At 71.7% G+C, this 16,132-nt stretch carries 14 protein-coding genes; 5 read left to right on the plus strand and 9 right to left on the minus strand.

What is annotated here, in order from left to right:
• The first annotated feature begins 30 nt into the window (after window positions 1–30).
• The 4 genes from ACWEFL_RS06460 to ACWEFL_RS06475 all read left to right on the plus strand — a co-directional run bounded on the left by ACWEFL_RS06460 (window position 31) and on the right by ACWEFL_RS06475 (window position 3,448).
• Entirely contained in the window at window positions 31–1,005 is a 975-nt protein-coding gene (locus ACWEFL_RS06460; RefSeq protein WP_451708277.1) for a metal ABC transporter substrate-binding protein, read from the plus strand.
• A 98-nt stretch (window positions 1,006–1,103) separates the two neighbouring features.
• Entirely contained in the window at window positions 1,104–1,844 is a 741-nt protein-coding gene (locus tag ACWEFL_RS06465; protein WP_451708819.1) for a metal ABC transporter ATP-binding protein, read from the plus strand.
• A 2-nt stretch (window positions 1,845–1,846) separates the two neighbouring features.
• Complete coding sequence (locus tag ACWEFL_RS06470) at window positions 1,847–2,743, plus strand: metal ABC transporter permease (protein ID WP_451708279.1); 897 nt, start codon at window positions 1,847–1,849, stop codon at window positions 2,741–2,743.
• Window positions 2,744–2,995: 252 nt separating this feature from the next.
• Window positions 2,996–3,448 carry a Fur family transcriptional regulator gene (locus ACWEFL_RS06475; RefSeq protein ID WP_451708282.1) on the plus strand — a complete coding sequence of 151 codons (453 nt, stop codon included), beginning with the start codon at window positions 2,996–2,998 and terminating at the stop codon, window positions 3,446–3,448.
• An 86-nt stretch (window positions 3,449–3,534) separates the two neighbouring features.
• Here the strand turns inward: ACWEFL_RS06475 and ACWEFL_RS06480 are convergent, their stop codons facing one another.
• From ACWEFL_RS06480 to ACWEFL_RS06510, 7 genes are all read right to left on the minus strand, one after another.
• Window positions 3,535–4,074, minus strand: coding sequence for a YcxB family protein (locus ACWEFL_RS06480; protein ID WP_451708284.1), 540 nt, complete (start codon window positions 4,072–4,074; stop codon window positions 3,535–3,537).
• Between the two features lie 22 nt (window positions 4,075–4,096).
• Entirely contained in the window at window positions 4,097–4,921 is an 825-nt protein-coding gene (locus ACWEFL_RS06485; protein WP_451708287.1) for an isoprenyl transferase, read from the minus strand.
• A gap of 41 nt (window positions 4,922–4,962) precedes the next feature.
• Complete coding sequence (gene recO, locus ACWEFL_RS06490; protein ID WP_451708289.1) at window positions 4,963–5,709, minus strand: DNA repair protein RecO; 747 nt, start codon at window positions 5,707–5,709, stop codon at window positions 4,963–4,965.
• Between the two features lie 157 nt (window positions 5,710–5,866).
• Complete coding sequence (locus ACWEFL_RS06495) at window positions 5,867–6,577, minus strand: response regulator (RefSeq protein WP_451708292.1); 711 nt, start codon at window positions 6,575–6,577, stop codon at window positions 5,867–5,869.
• A complete protein-coding gene (locus tag ACWEFL_RS06500) occupies window positions 6,574–7,815 on the minus strand; it encodes a sensor histidine kinase (RefSeq protein ID WP_451708295.1) in 1,242 nt (413 codons plus the stop codon). The genes ACWEFL_RS06495 and ACWEFL_RS06500 overlap by 4 nt, the downstream gene beginning before the upstream one ends.
• Window positions 7,816–8,006: 191 nt before the next feature.
• Entirely contained in the window at window positions 8,007–10,106 is a 2,100-nt protein-coding gene (locus tag ACWEFL_RS06505; protein ID WP_451708822.1) for an MMPL family transporter, read from the minus strand.
• Between the two features lie 474 nt (window positions 10,107–10,580).
• On the minus strand, window positions 10,581–11,360 hold the full coding sequence (locus ACWEFL_RS06510) for an AraC family transcriptional regulator (RefSeq protein ID WP_451708298.1): 780 nt from the start codon (window positions 11,358–11,360) through the stop codon (window positions 10,581–10,583).
• Between the two features lie 225 nt (window positions 11,361–11,585).
• Here ACWEFL_RS06510 and ACWEFL_RS06515 point away from each other — a divergent pair, with 225 nt between their 5' ends.
• Complete coding sequence (locus ACWEFL_RS06515) at window positions 11,586–13,073, plus strand: MFS transporter (RefSeq protein WP_451708302.1); 1,488 nt, start codon at window positions 11,586–11,588, stop codon at window positions 13,071–13,073.
• 116 nt (window positions 13,074–13,189) lie between these two features.
• Here ACWEFL_RS06515 and ACWEFL_RS06520 read toward each other — a convergent pair whose 3' ends face one another.
• Both ACWEFL_RS06520 and leuA read right to left on the minus strand, forming a co-directional pair.
• Window positions 13,190–13,849 carry a tellurite resistance TerB family protein gene (locus tag ACWEFL_RS06520; RefSeq protein WP_451708825.1) on the minus strand — a complete coding sequence of 220 codons (660 nt, stop codon included), beginning with the start codon at window positions 13,847–13,849 and terminating at the stop codon, window positions 13,190–13,192.
• Window positions 13,850–14,200: 351 nt separating this feature from the next.
• Window positions 14,201–15,967: a 2-isopropylmalate synthase gene (gene leuA, locus ACWEFL_RS06525; RefSeq protein ID WP_451708304.1), complete on the minus strand. Its 1,767-nt coding sequence runs from the start codon at window positions 15,965–15,967 to the stop codon at window positions 14,201–14,203.
• Between the last annotated feature and the right edge of the window lie 165 nt (window positions 15,968–16,132).

Below are 16,132 nucleotides of genomic sequence, written 5' to 3' on the forward strand. Positions count from 1 at the left end.
TCGTTTCCACTTTTGTTGAAAATGACTGTCATGAACGTACGCCGCCTCATACGTCCCGCCACCGCCGCAGGAGCCATGGCTCTCAGCCTGGTCGCCGCCTCCGCCTGCTCCAGCTCCTCGGCGGCGGACGGCAAGGAGGACGGCAAGCTGAAGGTGGTGGCGTCGTTCTATCCCATGCAGTTCCTCGCCGAGCGAATAGGCGGCGAGCATGTCGCTGTCTCCACTCTGACCAAGCCGGGTGTCGAGCCGCACGATCTCGATCTGAAGCCGCGCCAGACCGCCGAGCTGGGCGAGGCGGGGTACATCCTCTATCTCAAGGGCATCCAGCCCGCCGTGGACAAGGCCGTCGAGCAGTCCGGGGTGAAGCACCGCACCGACGCGGCGACCCTCGCCGAGGCGCTGCCCCATCCCGCCGACGGCGGCGAGGGCGGGGCCCGACAGGACGACCACGGTGACCACGACGGCCACGACCACGGCGACGAGGCCGGCGATCCGCATCTGTGGCTCGACCCCGTGAAGTACGCGGAGGTCGCCAAGGGCGTCTCCAAGGCCCTCGGCAAGGCCGACCCGGAGAACGCCGACGCGTACCGGAAGAACGGCGACGCACTGGTCGCCGAGCTGGGCAAACTGAACACCGCGTACGAGCAGGGCCTGAAGAACACGGCCACGAAGACCTTCATCACCACCCACGCCGCCTTCGGCCATCTCGCCGAGCGGTACGGCCTGGACCAGGAGTCGATCGCGGGCGTCAGCCCCGAGGCCGAGCCCAGCCCCGCCCGTATCAAGGAACTCCAGTCCATCGCCGCCAAGGAGAAGGTGACCACCGTCTTCTTCGAGACGCTCGCCAGCGACCGGACCGCCAGGACCCTCGCGAAGGACACCGGGCTGAAGACGGCGGTCCTGGACCCGCTCGAAGGCATCACGGACAAGTCCAAGGGCCGCGACTACCTCGAGGTCATGGAGTCCAACCTCGCGGCACTCCAGAGCGCGCTGGGGGCGAAGTGAACGGTCCGGCCAAGGACGGCTCCGCCACCGCCGCCACCGGTTCCACGGCGGCCGGATCCGGGGCCGGCGGCTCCGCCGGGAGCGAAGCCGTCGTATCCGTGCGAGGCGCCCGCGCCACGCTGGGCTCCCGGCCCGTGCTGCGGGGCATCGACCTGACCGTGGAGCGCGGCGAGGTCGTCGCGCTGCTGGGCGCGAACGGGTCGGGCAAGTCGACGGCCGTACGGTCCGTGATCGGCCAGGTGCCCCTCACGGGGGGCCGGGTCGAGCTGTTCGGCACCGAGCTGCGCCGCTTCCGCCACTGGTCGCGGGTCGGCTATGTGCCGCAGCGCACCACCGCCGCGAGCGGAGTGCCGGCGACCGTGCGGGAGGTGGTCTCCTCGGGTCGGCTCTCCCGTGCCCGGCTGGGCAGGTTCTCGCGGGCCGACCGGGCGGCCGTGGACCACGCCATCGGACTCGTCGGGCTCTCCGACCGCGCCAAGGACTCCGTGAGCGCGCTCTCCGGCGGCCAGCACCAGAGGGTGCTGATCGCCCGCGCCCTCGCCTCCGGGCCCGAGCTGCTGATCATGGACGAGCCCATGGCCGGCGTCGACCTCGCCGCCCAGGGAGTCCTCGCGGAGACCCTGCGCGAGCAGGTGGCGGCCGGTACGACCGTGCTGCTGGTCCTCCATGAGCTGGGCGCGATCGAGCCGCTGATCGACAGGGCGGTGGTTCTCCGCGACGGCTGCGTGGTCCACGACGGCCCGCCGCCGAAGGCCATGGGCCAGCACGCGCTCCCCGGCCACGACCACGTACATCCACACGCGGCCGACCAGCCGCTCCGCACGGGACTGCTGACCTGATCATGGAAATTCTGGAGACCGCCTTCATGCAGCGGGCGCTGCTCGCGGCCGTCCTGGTCGGCCTCACCGCACCCGCCGTCGGCGTGTATCTCGTCCAGCGGCGGCAGGCGCTGATGGGCGACGGCATCGGCCATGTCGCCATGACGGGTGTCGGCCTCGGCTTTCTGCTCTCCACCAACCCGATCTGGATGGCGACCATCGTCTCGGTCGCCGGCGCGGTCACGATGGAGCTGATCAGGGCGTACGGGAAGACCCGCGGCGACATCGCGCTGGCGATGCTCTTCTACGGCGGCATGGCGGGCGGTGTGCTGCTGATCAATGTCTCGGACACCGGGTCGACGGCCGATCTCAGCTCCTTCCTCTTCGGCTCGCTCTCCACGGTCTCGGACTCGGATCTGATCGCGATCACCCTGCTCGCCGCGTTCGTGATGCTGGTCTCGCTCGGGCTGCGGCGGCAGTTGTTCGCGGTCAGCCAGGACGAGGAGTTCGCGCGGGTGACCGGCCTTCCCGTGCGGGCCCTGAATCTGCTGATCGCGGTCACCGCGGCGGTGACCGTCTCCGTCGCGATGCGGGTGGTGGGGCTGCTGCTGGTGAGCGCGCTGATGGTGGTCCCCGTGGCGGCGGCCCAGCAGCTCACCCGCTCCTTCCGGGCGACGTTCGCGCTGGCCGTGTCGATCGGCGTCGCGGTGGCGCTGGCGGGCACGACCACCTCGTACTACCAGGACGTGCCGCCGGGCGCGACGATCGTCCTGCTCGCGATCGCGGTCTTCGTCGCCCTGACCGCGCTGGCCACTCCCCTGGCCAGGCGGCGGGCGAGGGAGGCCGACACGGGCGGGGCCGCCGACTGCGCCTCCGGGACGCCGCAGGGCCGCGGGCAGGGCGACGACGTCAAGGTCTGACCGGACTGGCCGGACTGGAGCCCCCGGCGCGCACGGCCCCGCACGGCCCCGGTCAGGACGTACGTGTACGTCTACCGACGATCCGGGCGGCGCACTCCGTCCCGGTCAACGGCGCTGCGGCACAAGGACCGGCCCCGGACCAGGGCTGTCGCGCACAAGGACCGGCCCCACCCGTTCCGACTGACCCGCACCTCACACCGAGCCTGGCAGAATTACAGCGACAGGCGAGTGCGGCGAAGCGAGGAGGCCATGGTGGCGACGGCGCCAAGCAGCGGTAACACTGCCCCGGTGCGGGGCCGGTCGACCCGGCAGCGGGCCGCGGTGGCGGCGGCGCTGAACGAGGTCGACGAGTTCCGGAGCGCGCAGGAGCTGCACGACATGCTCAAGCACCGCGGGGACTCGGTGGGGCTCACCACCGTCTACCGCACCCTCCAGTCGCTCGCGGACGCGGGCGAGGTGGACGTGCTGCGCACGAGCGACGGCGAGTCCGTCTACCGCCGTTGCTCGACCGACGACCACCACCACCATCTGGTCTGCCGCGTCTGCGGCAAGGCGGTCGAGGTCGAGGGCCCGGCGGTGGAGACCTGGGCGGAGACGATCGCCGCGCAGCACGGCTATGTGAACGTGGCCCACACCGTGGAGATCTTCGGCACCTGCGCGGAGTGCGCGGCGGCGACCAAGACGGCCAAGGCGACCAAGGCGTAGACCGAGACGCAGGCCGGGGGCCGGGAGCCGCCCGGGGTACGGCGACGATATGCGCCCTGGAGCGTTCCGGAGCCGCCCCGGAGCGGTCAGATCCGCTCCAGACGCTCGTCCAGGACGCCCCGCAGACGGTCCCTCTCCGCGGGCTCCTGTATGCCCCGCTTGGGCAGGATGACGAGCCCGGCCGCGGAGGGCTTCCGGCTGAGCAGGACGAACAGTTCGGCGGTCTCGGCGTAGCGCTCGACGGCGGGCCAGGCCACGGCCTGCGCGTACACCTGGGACGTCATACGGATCCCCGATCCGTCCACCACGGTGTGGAACGCGCCGAGCGGCCCCCACAGCTTCATGCCCTGTCCGGCCAGCATCCGAGGCGTGAACACCAGCAGCACGCCGAGGTACACCCCGAAAATCGCCAGCGAGGCGAAGACGCCGTCGTTCACGGAGCCGGTGTCGAGCAGCCTCACGACGGCCACGCCGGCGCAGACGATCAGCGCGGCGGCGGTCGCCGCGAACTGTCCGCGCCCGGCGCTCGTCCTCCACCGCTGCAGCTTGACCGCGGTCATGATGTCCCTGGCCGCCGGCCGGTACACCAGCGCGACAGCCGTGTCGGTCGTTCTCTCCCCACCCATGCAGCGCAGCGTATCCGCAGGGTCAGACAGTGCCCTGCCCCGGCACCTCGTTCGGCTGGGCGCCGCCGAAGCGGCGGTCGCGCCGGGCGTACTCCAGACAGGCCCGCCACAGATCGCGGCGGTCGAAGTCCGGCCACAGCACGTCCTGGAAGACCATCTCGGCGTAAGCGCTCTGCCAGATCAGATAGTTGGAGGTGCGCTGCTCACCGCTGGGGCGCAGGAAGAGGTCCACATCCGGCATATCCGGGTAGTACAGGTACTTCCTTATCGTCTTCTCGTTCACCTTGGCCGGGTCGAGCCTGCCCGCCGCGACTTCCTGCGCGATCTTCTGCGCGGCGTCGGCGACTTCGGCCCGCCCGCCGTAGTTGACGCAGAAGTAGAGCGTCATGGCGTCGTTCGCCTTGGTCTGCTCCTGGGCGACCTGAAGCTCCTGTACGACCGACTTCCACATCTTCGGCATACGGCCGACCCAGCGGATACGGATGCCGAGTTCGTCCATCTCGTCACGGCGGCGGCGGATGACGTCCCGGTTGAAGTTCATCAGGAAGCGGACTTCCTCGGGCGAGCGCTTCCAGTTCTCGGTGGAGAACGCGTACAGCGAGAGGTTCTTGACTCCCAGTTCCAGACAGCCCTTGAGCACATCGAGCACGACGCCCTCGCCGACCTTGTGGCCCTCGGTGCGGGGCAGACCGCGCTCCTTGGCCCAGCGGCCGTTGCCGTCCATCACGCACGCCACATGGTTGGGGACCAGTTCGCCGGGGATCCTCGGCGGCCGCGCGCCGGAGGGGTGCGGCTCGGGGACCTTGTACTCGCGGCGGGACCGGCCCAGGATTCCGCGTCGTGCCATGCGGTTCACATCTCCTATGTTCGGCTTCTGCTGTACTGCTGCTACTTCTCGACGTACCGGAGGGAGCGCAGCCCGCGCTCCAGATGCCAGTGCAGATAGGCGGAGACCAGCCCGCTGCCCTCCCTGACGTGCCGCGCCTCGCATTTCTCCGCCGCCGGCCAGTCGCCGGTCAGCAGCGCGCTGAGCAGTCCGATGGCCTCAGCAGAGGGTACGACGCTCCCCGGCACCCGGCAGTCACCGCAGATGACGCCCCCCGCCGCGACGGAGAAGAAGCGGTTCGGGCCGTCGAGCCCGCATCGGGCGCAGTCCCCGAAGCTGGGGGCGTATCCGTTGACGGCGAGGGAGCGCAGCAGGAACGCGTCGAGGATGAGATGCGGGGCGTGCTCCCCGCGGGCGAGGGCCCGCAGTCCGCCCACGAGGAGGAGGTACTGCTGTACGGCGGGCTCGCCCTCGTGGTCGGTGAACCGCTCGGCGGTCTCCAGCATGGCGGTGCCGGCGGTGTACCGGGCGTACTCGCCGACGATCGCGGCACCGTACGGAGCGATGATCTCGCTCTGTGTGCAGAGCGGCAGCCCGCGGCCGATCAGCTCGCTCCCCCGCGCGAAGAACTGCACGTCCACATGGGAGAACGGCTCCAGACGCGCTCCGAACTTCGACTTGGTCCGCCGCACTCCCCGCGCGACGGCCCGCACCCGCCCGTGCCCGCGGGTGAGCAGCGTGATGATGCGATCGGCTTCGCCCAGTTTCTGGGTGCGGAGGACGATCCCATCGTCACGGAACAAACTCATGCGTTCATTGTCCCGTACGAAGAGCGCCGTCGTGCCACGGTCCGTCCCGTCGTGGGCGTTCGGCCCGCTCCGTCGCGGGGCCATGAAAAAGGCAACGGGGCGATGGACCGCTGTCGTCCGGTACGGCCGGCTCGCCGGGCCGGGCCGGCGGCCGTCGTCAGGACTCCCCCGGCACCACCAGGCCCGACTCGTACGCCAGGATCACCAGTTGGGCCCGGTCGCGGGCGCCGAGTTTGCCCATGATGCGGCTGACGTGGGTTTTCGCCGTCAGCGGGGACAGGCCGAGCGATGTGGCGATCTCCCTGTTGTTCAGGCCGCGGGCGACGAGGGCGAGTACCTGGCGTTCACGGTCGGTGAGGTCCTCGGGACCGGCGCGGAGGCCGGGGCCGGGGGCGCTGGGGGCGGTGAGGACGCGGGCGATCAGCCGGGCGGTGGGCCCCGGCGAGAGCAGGGCGTCGCCCGCGGCGACCGTGCGGATCGCGGTGAGGAGGTCCGCGGGGCGGGTGTCCTTCACCAGGAAGCCGGACGCGCCCGCGCGCAGCGCGTCGAGGACGTGGTCGTCGGTGTCGTACGTGGTGAGGACGAGGACCTTGACGCCCGCGAGGTCCTCGTCGGCGGCGATCAGGCGGGTCGCCTCGATGCCGTCGAGGTGGGGCATGCGGATGTCCATGACGACCACGTCCGCCCGCCGGGTGCGGGCGAGTTCGGCGGCCTCCGCTCCGTTGCCCGCCTGGCCGACGACCTCCATGTCGGGGGCCGATTCGATGAGCATCGCGAAGGAGGCCCGTACGAGGAGCTGATCGTCGGCGAGCAGTACGCGTACGGGGTCGGGGCAGCGGTCAGGGCCGGGGCTGGGGCTGGGGGTCATGGGAGGGTCTCCGGTTGGGTCAGCGGCAGGAAGGCGGCCACCCGGAATCCTCCGCCGGGACGCGGGCCGGTGATGAGGATGCCGCCGACGCTGCGGGCGCGTTCGCGCATGCCGACGATGCCGTAGCCGGCGGTGCTCCCTTCGGGCGCGGGGCCGTCGCCGTCGCCGTCGTCGGTGACCGTGACGCGGAGGTCACCGCCGTGGTCTTCGACGGTCACGGCAATACGTACGCCGGGGCCGGCGTGGCGTACGGCGTTGGTCAGGGACTCCTGGACGATGCGGTACGCGGCGACTTCGACGGCCGAGGGGAACCGGCGCTCGCCCGTGCGCAGGGTCAGTTCGCCGTGAGCGGCCCGTACCAGCTCGGGCAGGGCCGACAGATCGGGCAGCGGGCCGTCACAGCCGTCGGGGGCGTCGGTCCGCAGGACGGTGAGGGTGGTGCGCAGTTCGCCGCGGGCCGTGCGGCAGGTGTCGGCGATGTCGTCGAGCGCCTTGGCGATCGCGGCCCGGTCGAGGCGGTCGGGGTCGACGGTCAGCACATGGGAGGCGACGGAGGTCCGCACTCCGATGAGGGTGATGGAGTGGGCGAGGAGATCGTGCAGATCGCGGGCGATCCGGAGGCGCTCCTCGGCGACGCGGCGGGCGGCCTCCTCCTCGCGGGTGCGTTCGGCGTGTTCGGCGCGGGCCGTGACCGAGGCGATGTAGCGGCGGTAGATCCGCACGTCCACGCCGAAGATCAGGACCGCGATGATCCAGCCGGAGGTGCGCAGGACCTCCAGCCCCTGGTGGGCGCTGACGCTGAACATCACGCCCAGGGCGACGCCGATGACGACGGCGCCGATGAGGAGCGTGTGCAGCGGGCGGGCGATCGCGGCGACGGTGTAGAGCGCGACCATCGACGCGGGCACCGGCGCGGCATGGCTGTTGTCGAGTTCGTGGTAGGGGCCGGCGAACGCGAGGACGGCCAGCAGCACCAGATAGGGGTGGGACCGCCGCCAGACCAGGGGCACGACCGCGCCGGCCAGGAGCAGCCAGCCGAGGGCGTCCGGCCGCCGCCCGTCGTCGGCGAACAGGGCGAGGAGCGCGGAAACCACGGCGAGGCCCGCCGTGATGATCGCGTCGTTGCGTGTGCGGTGCGGGGCGGTGAGGGGGGCACGGCTGACCGCCGTGAGGACACGGTCCCCGAGCCGGGGTTCACGCGGGTGCGGGCGCGCTCCTGGTGTGTGCACGGTCTCCATCCTCCGGTACGGGTCCGGACGCCTCCCGGAAGCCCCCTGGGGTCCGAAGGGGCCAGGGGGCGGCGGGGGTTGTGAGGTGGGGGCGGGCTCAGGCTCTCAGGCCCGCGCGTCGTCCCACCTCGGCATGCCTCGTGTCAACTCACCTCACCTCGCCTCACGGGCGGGTCTCGGAGGCCGGTTCAGGGGTCGCATCAAGGGGTCGCATCAGGGGTCGGTGCCGGGTCGGCGGCGGGTTCGGTGGCACGTTCGGCGGCGGGCGCGGGTTTCCCTTCGCGCGCCGGGGCCGCCTTGGTGGTTCCCGGCCGGGACAGCTTCCCCGGCCACCACACCGCGCGGCCCAGCAGCACACTCGCCGACGTCACCAGGTACGTACGCACCAGGAACGTGTCCAGCAGCACGCCGACCGCCACCAGGAAGCCCAACTCGACCGTCACCACCAGCGGCAGGCTCATCAGGACGGCGAAGGTCGCCGCCAGGACGATGCCCGCGGAGGCGATCACCCCGCCCGTGGTCCGCAGCGCGGTCAGGGCCGCGGTCGACGGGTCCTTCCCCGACAGCGCCTCCTCGCGCATCCGGTGCATCAGGAAGATGCCGTAGTCGACGCCGAGCGCGACGAGGAAGACGAACGAGAAGAGCGGCAGGCTCGGGTCGGTCCCCTTGAATCCGAGGAGCGGTTCGAAGACCAGCCCTGCCAGGCCCCACACGGCACCCCACACGGCGACCACCGCGACCACGAGCATCAGCGAGGCGACGAGAGAGCGCAGCAGCACGAGCAGGATCAGCAGGACCGCCACGAGCACCAGCGGGATGACGATCATGCGGTCACGGGTGTTGGTGTCTTCGAGGTCGAGCTGCTGGGCACTGGGGCCGCCGACATACGCGCCGTCGAGTTCCGCCCGCAGCTCCTTGATCGTGGCGGTCTCGCCGGGCGACTCCGCCGCGTCCTTCGCGAAGACGGAGAGTTCGGTCCAGCCGTCGGCGCTCCGGCCGCGTTCGACGGCCGCGACGCCGTCCGCCGCACGGGCCTTCTCCAGCAGTTCGCCGGCCCGGTCGGCGGGCGCGACGACGCTGATCGGCTGGCTGCTCCGCTCGGGGTAGGCGTCGGCCAGCGTCCGCATCGCCGCTACCGAATCGGGCCGCTGGGTGAAGCTGTCCTCCTGCTTGAGCGCCCCCGGCAGATTGAACGCGCCGAGCGCCAGCGCCCCCAGCAGGAGGCCGCCGGTGACGAGGACGGCGACCGGCCTCTTTCCGGCGGATGAGCCCATGGAGGTGAACAGGGAGCGGCGCTGCCGGGGCCCGCTGCCGTACGCGGGGACCAGCGGCCAGAAGACCCGCCGCCCGAGCAGGACGAGGACGGCGGGCAGCAGCGTCGTCATCGCGGCGAGCGCGCACACGACGCCGACCGCGCCGACCGGGCCGAGTCCGCTGGCGCTGTTGAGGTCCGCGGCCAGCAGACAGAGCATCCCGGCCGCGACGGTCCCCGAGGAGGCGAGGACGGCCGGTCCGCAGCCCCGCAGGGCGGCGGACATCGCGTCGTACGCCGACGGATGGCGGCGCAGCTCCTCGCGGTAGCGGGCGACCAGCAGCAGGGCGTAGTCGGTGCCGGCGCCGAAGACGAGGACGGTCATGATCCCCGCGCTCTGGCTGGTGACGGTGAGGTCGAACGCCTGGACCAGCCCGTACATCACGGCCCGGCTGGTGAGGGCCGCGACCCCGACGCAGAACAGCGGCACCAGCCAGAGGAACGGGCTGCGGTAGGTGAGGATCAGCAGGACCGTGACCACCAGCACGGTCGCGATCATCAGCGTGCCGTCGATGGAGGAGAAGACCTCCTCCATATCGGTCTGGAGGGCGCTGGGCCCGCCGACGTCGACGGTCAGCCCGTTCCGGCCGCTCACGGAGTCCCGGATCTCCGCGACGAAGGCGTCGCGCGCCTTCTCGTCGTTGCCGGGCTCCGTGGTGACGAGCGGGACCATCAGGGTCGTGCCGTCCTTCGACGGCACGGCCGTCGGCGGGGCGAGGAGTTCGTGCGCGGCGGCGATGTCGGCGGCCTGCCGGTCCACGGAGGTCCGGTCGGCGTCGGTGAGCCCTCCGTCGCGGTGGTAGACGAGGACCACCTCGGTCGTCTCGCCGCCGGGGAGCCGCTGTTCGATCTTCGCGACCTGGGTGGAGTCCGCGTCGGCGGGCAGATAGTCCACGATGTTGTCGCGCTGTACGTCGCCGAGTCGGCCCGCGAAGGGCGCGGCGACGGCGATGACGGCGATCCAGAACAGGAGCACCGCCCAGGGCAGGGCGCGCCGCCGGGTGGATCCGGGCGCTCCCCGCACCGCCGTCGATCCTGTCGTGCCCGGCGTGCTGGTCCGAGGGGGCGGCGTTACGGGACCCATGGGTTGTTTCCCCTTCGTCACGGGTGTCAGGGCACCAGGCTCTCGCCGGGAGAGAGCGGATTCGTCGGGCTCGGGGGCGAGATGGCGCGTACTGCCGGGGGTGACATGGGGCGGTCGCTACTCCCTGGGGAGTAGGTCGTTTCTGATGGATCGGGCTGGATCAGTGAGCGGGGTCTGGTGCCGTGGATCGCAAGGCGGAGGAGGGAGTCCCTGCGGTGGGGGCACCTCCCGGGCCGCAAGGCCCAGGGGGAGATCAGCGACCGACGACAACGCAGCGTGGGGGCACCTCCCGGGCCGCCAGGCCCAGGGTGGGGGCACCTCCCCGGCCGCAGGGCCGAGGGGGAGCGGTGCCAGGGCACGCGAGCCCAGCAAGGTCCATCAGAAGCGGCCTGGCGGCGCGGCGCCGTGCAGATAGCGGCTCGGGGAGGTTCCCACGGTGCGGCGGAACGCGGCGAGGAACGCGCTCGCCGTCGCGTATCCGACCGCGCGCGCGACCCGCGAGACCGGTTGCCCCTCCGCGAGCAGCGGAAGCGCGGCCCGCAGCCGGGCGTGGGTGCGCCAGCGGTCGAAGTTCATACCGGTGTCGTGGACGAACAGCCGGGTCAGGGTGCGTCGGCTGACGCCGACGGCCCGCGCGTGCGCCTCCAGGCCGCGCGGGTCGGCCGGATCGGCGAGCAGGGTGTCGGCCACGGCCCGTACGCGGGCGTCGACGGGGTCCGGCACATCGATGGGCGACGCGGGGAGCGGACGGAGCAGATCCGGCACGACGGCCTCGGCGCGCAGCCGGGCGTCGTCGGATAGGTCCTCGCGGCCGAGGTATCCGATCAGCTGGGCGAGGAAGCCGTCGACGGCGACCGGGGTGGGCTCGGTCCACTGCACGGAGCAGCGGTCCGGTTCGAAGTAGAGCCCTCGCAGGACGGCTTCGCGGGTCGCGCCGGTCCGGTGGACGACGCCCGCGGGCAGCCACAGGGCGCGGGAGGGCGGCAGGATCCAGTGGGTGTCGTCGACGGCGACCGCGATGACTCCACGCCGGGTCCAGGCCAGTTGGTGCTGCGGGTGGCTGTGCGGGGCGAACCACTGCCCCGACTCGATCGGGAAGCTCCCCACGACGATGGCGCCGACGCCGGCGGGTGCGGAGCAGTGAACGGCTTCGTCCATGGGTCGGTGTCCTCGACGGCTCGGCGGCCCCGGAGTCTCCGGAGACTCCGGACCGTGTCTCGCGGATTCTCCGGACCGGGCGTCCTGCGACTTCCGGACCGATCATCTCCGACGGCGTTTGGACCGGGCGTCTCCGACGGTCCTCGGGCCGGGTGTCCCCAACGCGCTATGGGCTGGCCCGCTAGCGTATCGCGGCCGGTGTGGTCGGCCGCCTAGCGTCGCCGTATGCCCTCATCCCTGGTCACCACCGCCGACCGGCGCGGGCCGGCTCTGGTCGTGCTCTGCTTCGTCCAGTTCATGCTCGTCCTCGACGACACGGTGGTGAATGTCGCCCTGCCGACGATCCGGGACGAACTCGGCTTCGGCACGGCCGGTCTGGTGTGGGTCGTCAACGCGTACTTCCTCGCCTTCGGGGCGCTGCTCCTGCCCGCCGGCCGGGCAGCCGATCTGCTGGGCCGCCGCCGGGTCTTTCTGGCCGGGGTGGCGCTCTTCGGCATGGCGAGCCTGCTCTGCGGGCTGGCGCGGGAGCCGTGGCAGCTCGTCGCCGGACGGTTCACGCAGGGGGTGGGGGCGGCGCTGGCGAGCCCGGCCGCGATGGCTCTGATCACGCTGCTGTTCCCCGGCGGGAAGGAGCGGGCGAAGGCGCTCGGCGTCTGGGGCGGGCTCGCGGCCCTGGGCGGCACGACGGGACTGGTGCTCTCCGGGGCGCTGACCGGGCTGGTGTCCTGGCGCTGGATCTTCCTGGTCAATCTGCCGATCGCTCTCGCGGCGCTGCTGTCGATGCCGCGTCTGGTGGCCGAGAGCCGGGGAGAGCGGCCGTCGCGGGTGGATGTGCCGGGCGCGGTCCTGGGGACCGGTGCGCTGCTGGCGCTGGTGCACGGTCTGCTCCGGGCCGCCGAGTCGGGGTGGGTTGATCCGGCGGCCTCCGTACCGCTGGTGCTGGCCGCCGTCCTCGGGACCGCGTTCCTGGCCGTCGAGGCCCGTACGGCCGAGCCGCTGGTGCCGCTGTCGTTTCTGGCGGTACGGATCCGGGCCGTGGCGAACGGCACGGGGCTGCTGTTCACGGCCGCGTTCTTCTCGCTGTCGTTCCTGCTGATGCTGTATCTGCAGACCGTGCTCGGGTACGGCCCGCTCACCGCGGGTCTGGCCTATGTGCCGCACGGCGTCGGGGTGCTGGCCGGGGTCTGGCTCTCCGCGCGGGCCGTGGCCTGGCTCGGGGTTCGCTGGACGCTGGTGACGGCCTTCCTGCTCAGCGCGGCCGGGCTGCTGCTGCTCTCCGGACTGTCGGCGGGCGACGGCTATGTCTTCGGGGTGCTTCCCGGCATGCTGGTGGCGAGCCTGGGCTCGGGGCTGGGGTTCCCGGCGCTGGCGGTGGCGGCGGTCACCGGGACCACCGAGCGGGACGCGGGCCTCGGCTCGGCCGTGCTCGGTTCCGTACAGCAGGTGGGCGGCGCGGTGGGCCTCGCGGTCCTGGTCCCCCTGGCCGCCCGCCATGGCGGGGCGAGCGAGTCCGCGGGCCCGGCGGGGGACGGCTTCGCCGTGGCTCTGAGGGCGGCGGCGGCCCTGCTGGTGCTGGGCGCGGCACTGGTGGCGGCCCTGCTCGGCGGCGACGGGGCCGACGGTCGCACGTCAGGCCGTGCCGACGGTCGCCTTACGGAAGACGGTCACCGGGAAGCGCCCGGCACGCCGACAGGGCGTACGGAACCGGGATGAGCACCGAGCCCCGGGGCAGCCCCTGAGCCACGGCCGCACCGCGCGCGCTCGCGCCGCCGGGGCCGCGTTACGAGGGCGACGAAGGGCTACGAAGGGCTACGAAGGGCTACGAAGGGCTACGAGGACAGGGTGCGGGCCGTCGTCAGCAGCCGGGTCGTGTCCGTCAGCGGGAGCTGGAGCGCCGTGCCCACGGTCGTCAGCACCTCCCGCTCCGCCGGGGTGTACGGCCCGTCCGCCAGGGCGATCCGCGCGCCTTGGAGCACGATCGACTCCCGCCCCGCCGCCGCCAGATGCGGAGCCAACGGCTCCAGCGCCTCGTGGAGTTCGATGGCGAGGGCGGCGCCGAAGGGCGCCGCGTCGGCGACGAAGCGGCCGGTGTCGGCCGCGAGCGCCTCGATCAGTCCCGTGAGCTGCTCCTCCGTACAGTCGTGGAGGCCCGCCGCGCGGACCGTGGCGACGGCGGTCTCACGGACCGGGCGCGACGAGGTGCCCCCCGAGGCGAGGACGGCGAGCGCGACCGTGTGCACGGCGTCGCGGAGCATCGCGGAGAAGCGGGCGGTGGTGGGGTGGTCGAGCGCGTCCGTCCCGAAGTGACCATGGCAGGCCGCGCATTCGACGACCGGGCCCGCGGAGCCCCTCGGCAGGAGCGGAACGCCGAGCAGGGTGAACCGGCGGCGGCCCGTCCGGCGGCGGTAGTTGCGGTCGCCTCCGCACGCGGCGCAGAAGAACTCGCCGTCCCCCACCGTGCTCCATGAGGTGTGAATGCCGCAGACCATCAACTTCCGGCCGATTACGCCTCGGTCTGTCCGCACTCCGCACCTCCGTGACTCCCCCGCGGCCCTTCGGGCCGCGTGCGGGATCCCCCCGGCGCAGCCGGGAGGAGTACCACCACGGCAAGATTGCCGCGTGACGTGATGTTAGCCACAGGGATGTTCCGCCGTCAGCACCCTGACGGCAGTACGACGGGACATGGCCGATTCATCCCCCTGCAAAGGCTCTGCGAAGGCGCCGCGAAGCCATGCCGGAGGCCATGGGGGAAGCCGGGCGGGACAGAACGGCGGACGCGCCCCCGGAGCCGTTCCCGGGAGGGAACGTTCCGAGGGCGCGTCCGTGTGGAGGTGACCCGGTCAGCGGGCGGCGCGGTTGACGGCCGAGACGACCGCCTTCAGCGACGCGCGCGTGGTGTTGGCGTCGATGCCGATGCCCCACAGCACCTGACCGTCGATCGCGCACTCGATGTACGAAGCGGCCTGCGCGGAAGCGCCCTCGCTCATCGTGTGCTCGGTGTAGTCCAGCAGCCGGGCGTCCACGCCCACCGTGTTCAGCGCGTCGAAGAAGGCGGAGATCGGACCGTTGCCGGAGCCCGTCAGCACGGTCTCCGAGCCGTCCACGACCGCCTCGACCTTCAGCGTGTCCACCCCGTCGGTGTCGGTGGTGGACTGACCGGAACGCAGCTGGATACGTCCCCACCGGGCCGCGTCGTCCGGGTTGGGCAGGTACTCGTCCTGGAACGCCTTCCAGATGTCGTCCGGCGTGACCTCGCCACCCTCGCTGTCCGTCTTCGCCTGGATGATCCGGGAGAACTCGATCTGCATCCGGCGCGGCAGGTCCAGCTTGTGGTCGTTCTTCAGGACGTACGCGATACCGCCTTTGCCGGACTGCGAGTTGACCCGGATGACGGCCTCGTACGAACGGCCCACGTCCTTGGGGTCGATGGGCAGATACGGCACGGCCCACTCGATCTCGTCGACCGTCTTCCCGGCCGCCGCCGCGTCGGCCTCCATCGCGTCGAAGCCCTTCTTGATGGCGTCCTGGTGGGAGCCGGAGAAGGCCGTGTAGACCAGATCGCCCGCGTAGGGGTGGCGCGGGTGGATCTCCATCTGGTTGCAGTACTCGCTGGTGCGACGGATCTCGTCGATCTGCGAGAAGTCGATCTGCGGGTCGACGCCCTGGGAGAACAGGTTCATGCCCAGGGTCACCAGGTCGACGTTGCCGGTGCGCTCGCCCTGGCCGAACAGACAGCCCTCGATACGGTCGGCGCCCGCCATGAGGGCCAGTTCGGCCGCGGCGACGGCGGTGCCGCGGTCGTTGTGCGGATGGACCGACAGACACACGAACTCACGGCGGGAGAGGTTCCGCGACATCCACTCGAAGCGGTCCGCGTGCGTGGACGGCGTGGAACGCTCGACCGTCGCGGGCAGATTGAGGATGATCTCGCGCCCGGCCTCCGGCTGCCATACGTCCATGACGCCCTCGCAGACGTCCAGCGCGAAGTCCAGCTCGGTGTCGGTGAAGATCTCGGGGCTGTACTGGTAGCCGAAGACCGTCTCGGGGCCCAGCAGCTTCTCCGCGTACTCCATCACCATCCGGGTGCCGTCCACGGCGATCTGCTTGACCTGCTCCTTCGAGCCGCGGAAGACGACCCGGCGGAAGGTGGGCGCGGTGGCGTTGTAGAGGTGCACGGTGGCCCGGTGCGCGCCGCGCAGGGACTCGACCGTGCGCTCGATCAGTTCGTCGCGGGCCTGGGTCAGGACGGAGATCGTCACGTCCTCGGGGATCGCGCCCTCTTCGATGATGGAGCGCACGAAGGCGAAGTCGGTCTCGCCGGACGACGGGAAACCGACCTCGATCTCCTTGTAGCCCATGCGTACCAGCAGATCGAACATCTCGCGCTTGCGGGCGGGGGACATCGGGTCGATCAGGGCCTGGTTGCCGTCGCGCAGATCGGTCGACAGCCAGCGGGGGGCCTTGGTGATCCGGTTGTCCGGCCAGGTCCGGTCGGGGATGTCCACGGCCTCGTACCGGCCGTACTTGTGGATCGGCATCCCGGACGGCTTCTGGGCGTGGGTCGCGGTGGTGATGGGCGTGCGGCGACCGATGGTTGCGTCAGACATTTGCGTAGGGCTCCTCGGGGTCCATTCAGGACGGCCGACGGGTTCGAAGCAGCAGCAGATCCCGCGGGGAGGGGGTCGGCCTACGACTACAGGCCCTCGCCGCGGCAGCTAAGAAGAAGCAGCCCGAAACGCATGATGCGGGGAAGCTTAGCCGAGACTCGATGG

It is taken from the genome of Streptomyces sp. NPDC004838, assembly GCF_053600955.1.

What these genes read in the sequence shown, in the direction of transcription:
- ACWEFL_RS06495 (WP_451708292.1), bottom strand. Translation starts at nt 6,577, where the DNA reads ATGACCCCCAGCCCCAGCCCCGGCCCTGACCGCTGCCCCGACCCCGTA.
- ACWEFL_RS06500 (WP_451708295.1), bottom strand. Translation starts at nt 7,815, where the DNA reads ATGGAGACCGTGCACACACCAGGAGCGCGCCCGCACCCGCGTGAACCC.
- ACWEFL_RS06480 (WP_451708284.1), bottom strand. Translation starts at nt 4,074, where the DNA reads ATGGGTGGGGAGAGAACGACCGACACGGCTGTCGCGCTGGTGTACCGG.
- ACWEFL_RS06470 (WP_451708279.1), top strand. Translation starts at nt 1,847, where the DNA reads ATGGAAATTCTGGAGACCGCCTTCATGCAGCGGGCGCTGCTCGCGGCC.
- ACWEFL_RS06515 (WP_451708302.1), top strand. Translation starts at nt 11,586, where the DNA reads ATGCCCTCATCCCTGGTCACCACCGCCGACCGGCGCGGGCCGGCTCTG.
- recO (WP_451708289.1), bottom strand. Translation starts at nt 5,709, where the DNA reads ATGAGTTTGTTCCGTGACGATGGGATCGTCCTCCGCACCCAGAAACTG.
- ACWEFL_RS06460 (WP_451708277.1), top strand. Translation starts at nt 31, where the DNA reads ATGAACGTACGCCGCCTCATACGTCCCGCCACCGCCGCAGGAGCCATG.
- ACWEFL_RS06520 (WP_451708825.1), bottom strand. Translation starts at nt 13,849, where the DNA reads ATGGTCTGCGGCATTCACACCTCATGGAGCACGGTGGGGGACGGCGAG.
- ACWEFL_RS06510 (WP_451708298.1), bottom strand. Translation starts at nt 11,360, where the DNA reads ATGGACGAAGCCGTTCACTGCTCCGCACCCGCCGGCGTCGGCGCCATC.
- ACWEFL_RS06485 (WP_451708287.1), bottom strand. Translation starts at nt 4,921, where the DNA reads ATGGCACGACGCGGAATCCTGGGCCGGTCCCGCCGCGAGTACAAGGTC.
- leuA (WP_451708304.1), bottom strand. Translation starts at nt 15,967, where the DNA reads ATGTCTGACGCAACCATCGGTCGCCGCACGCCCATCACCACCGCGACC.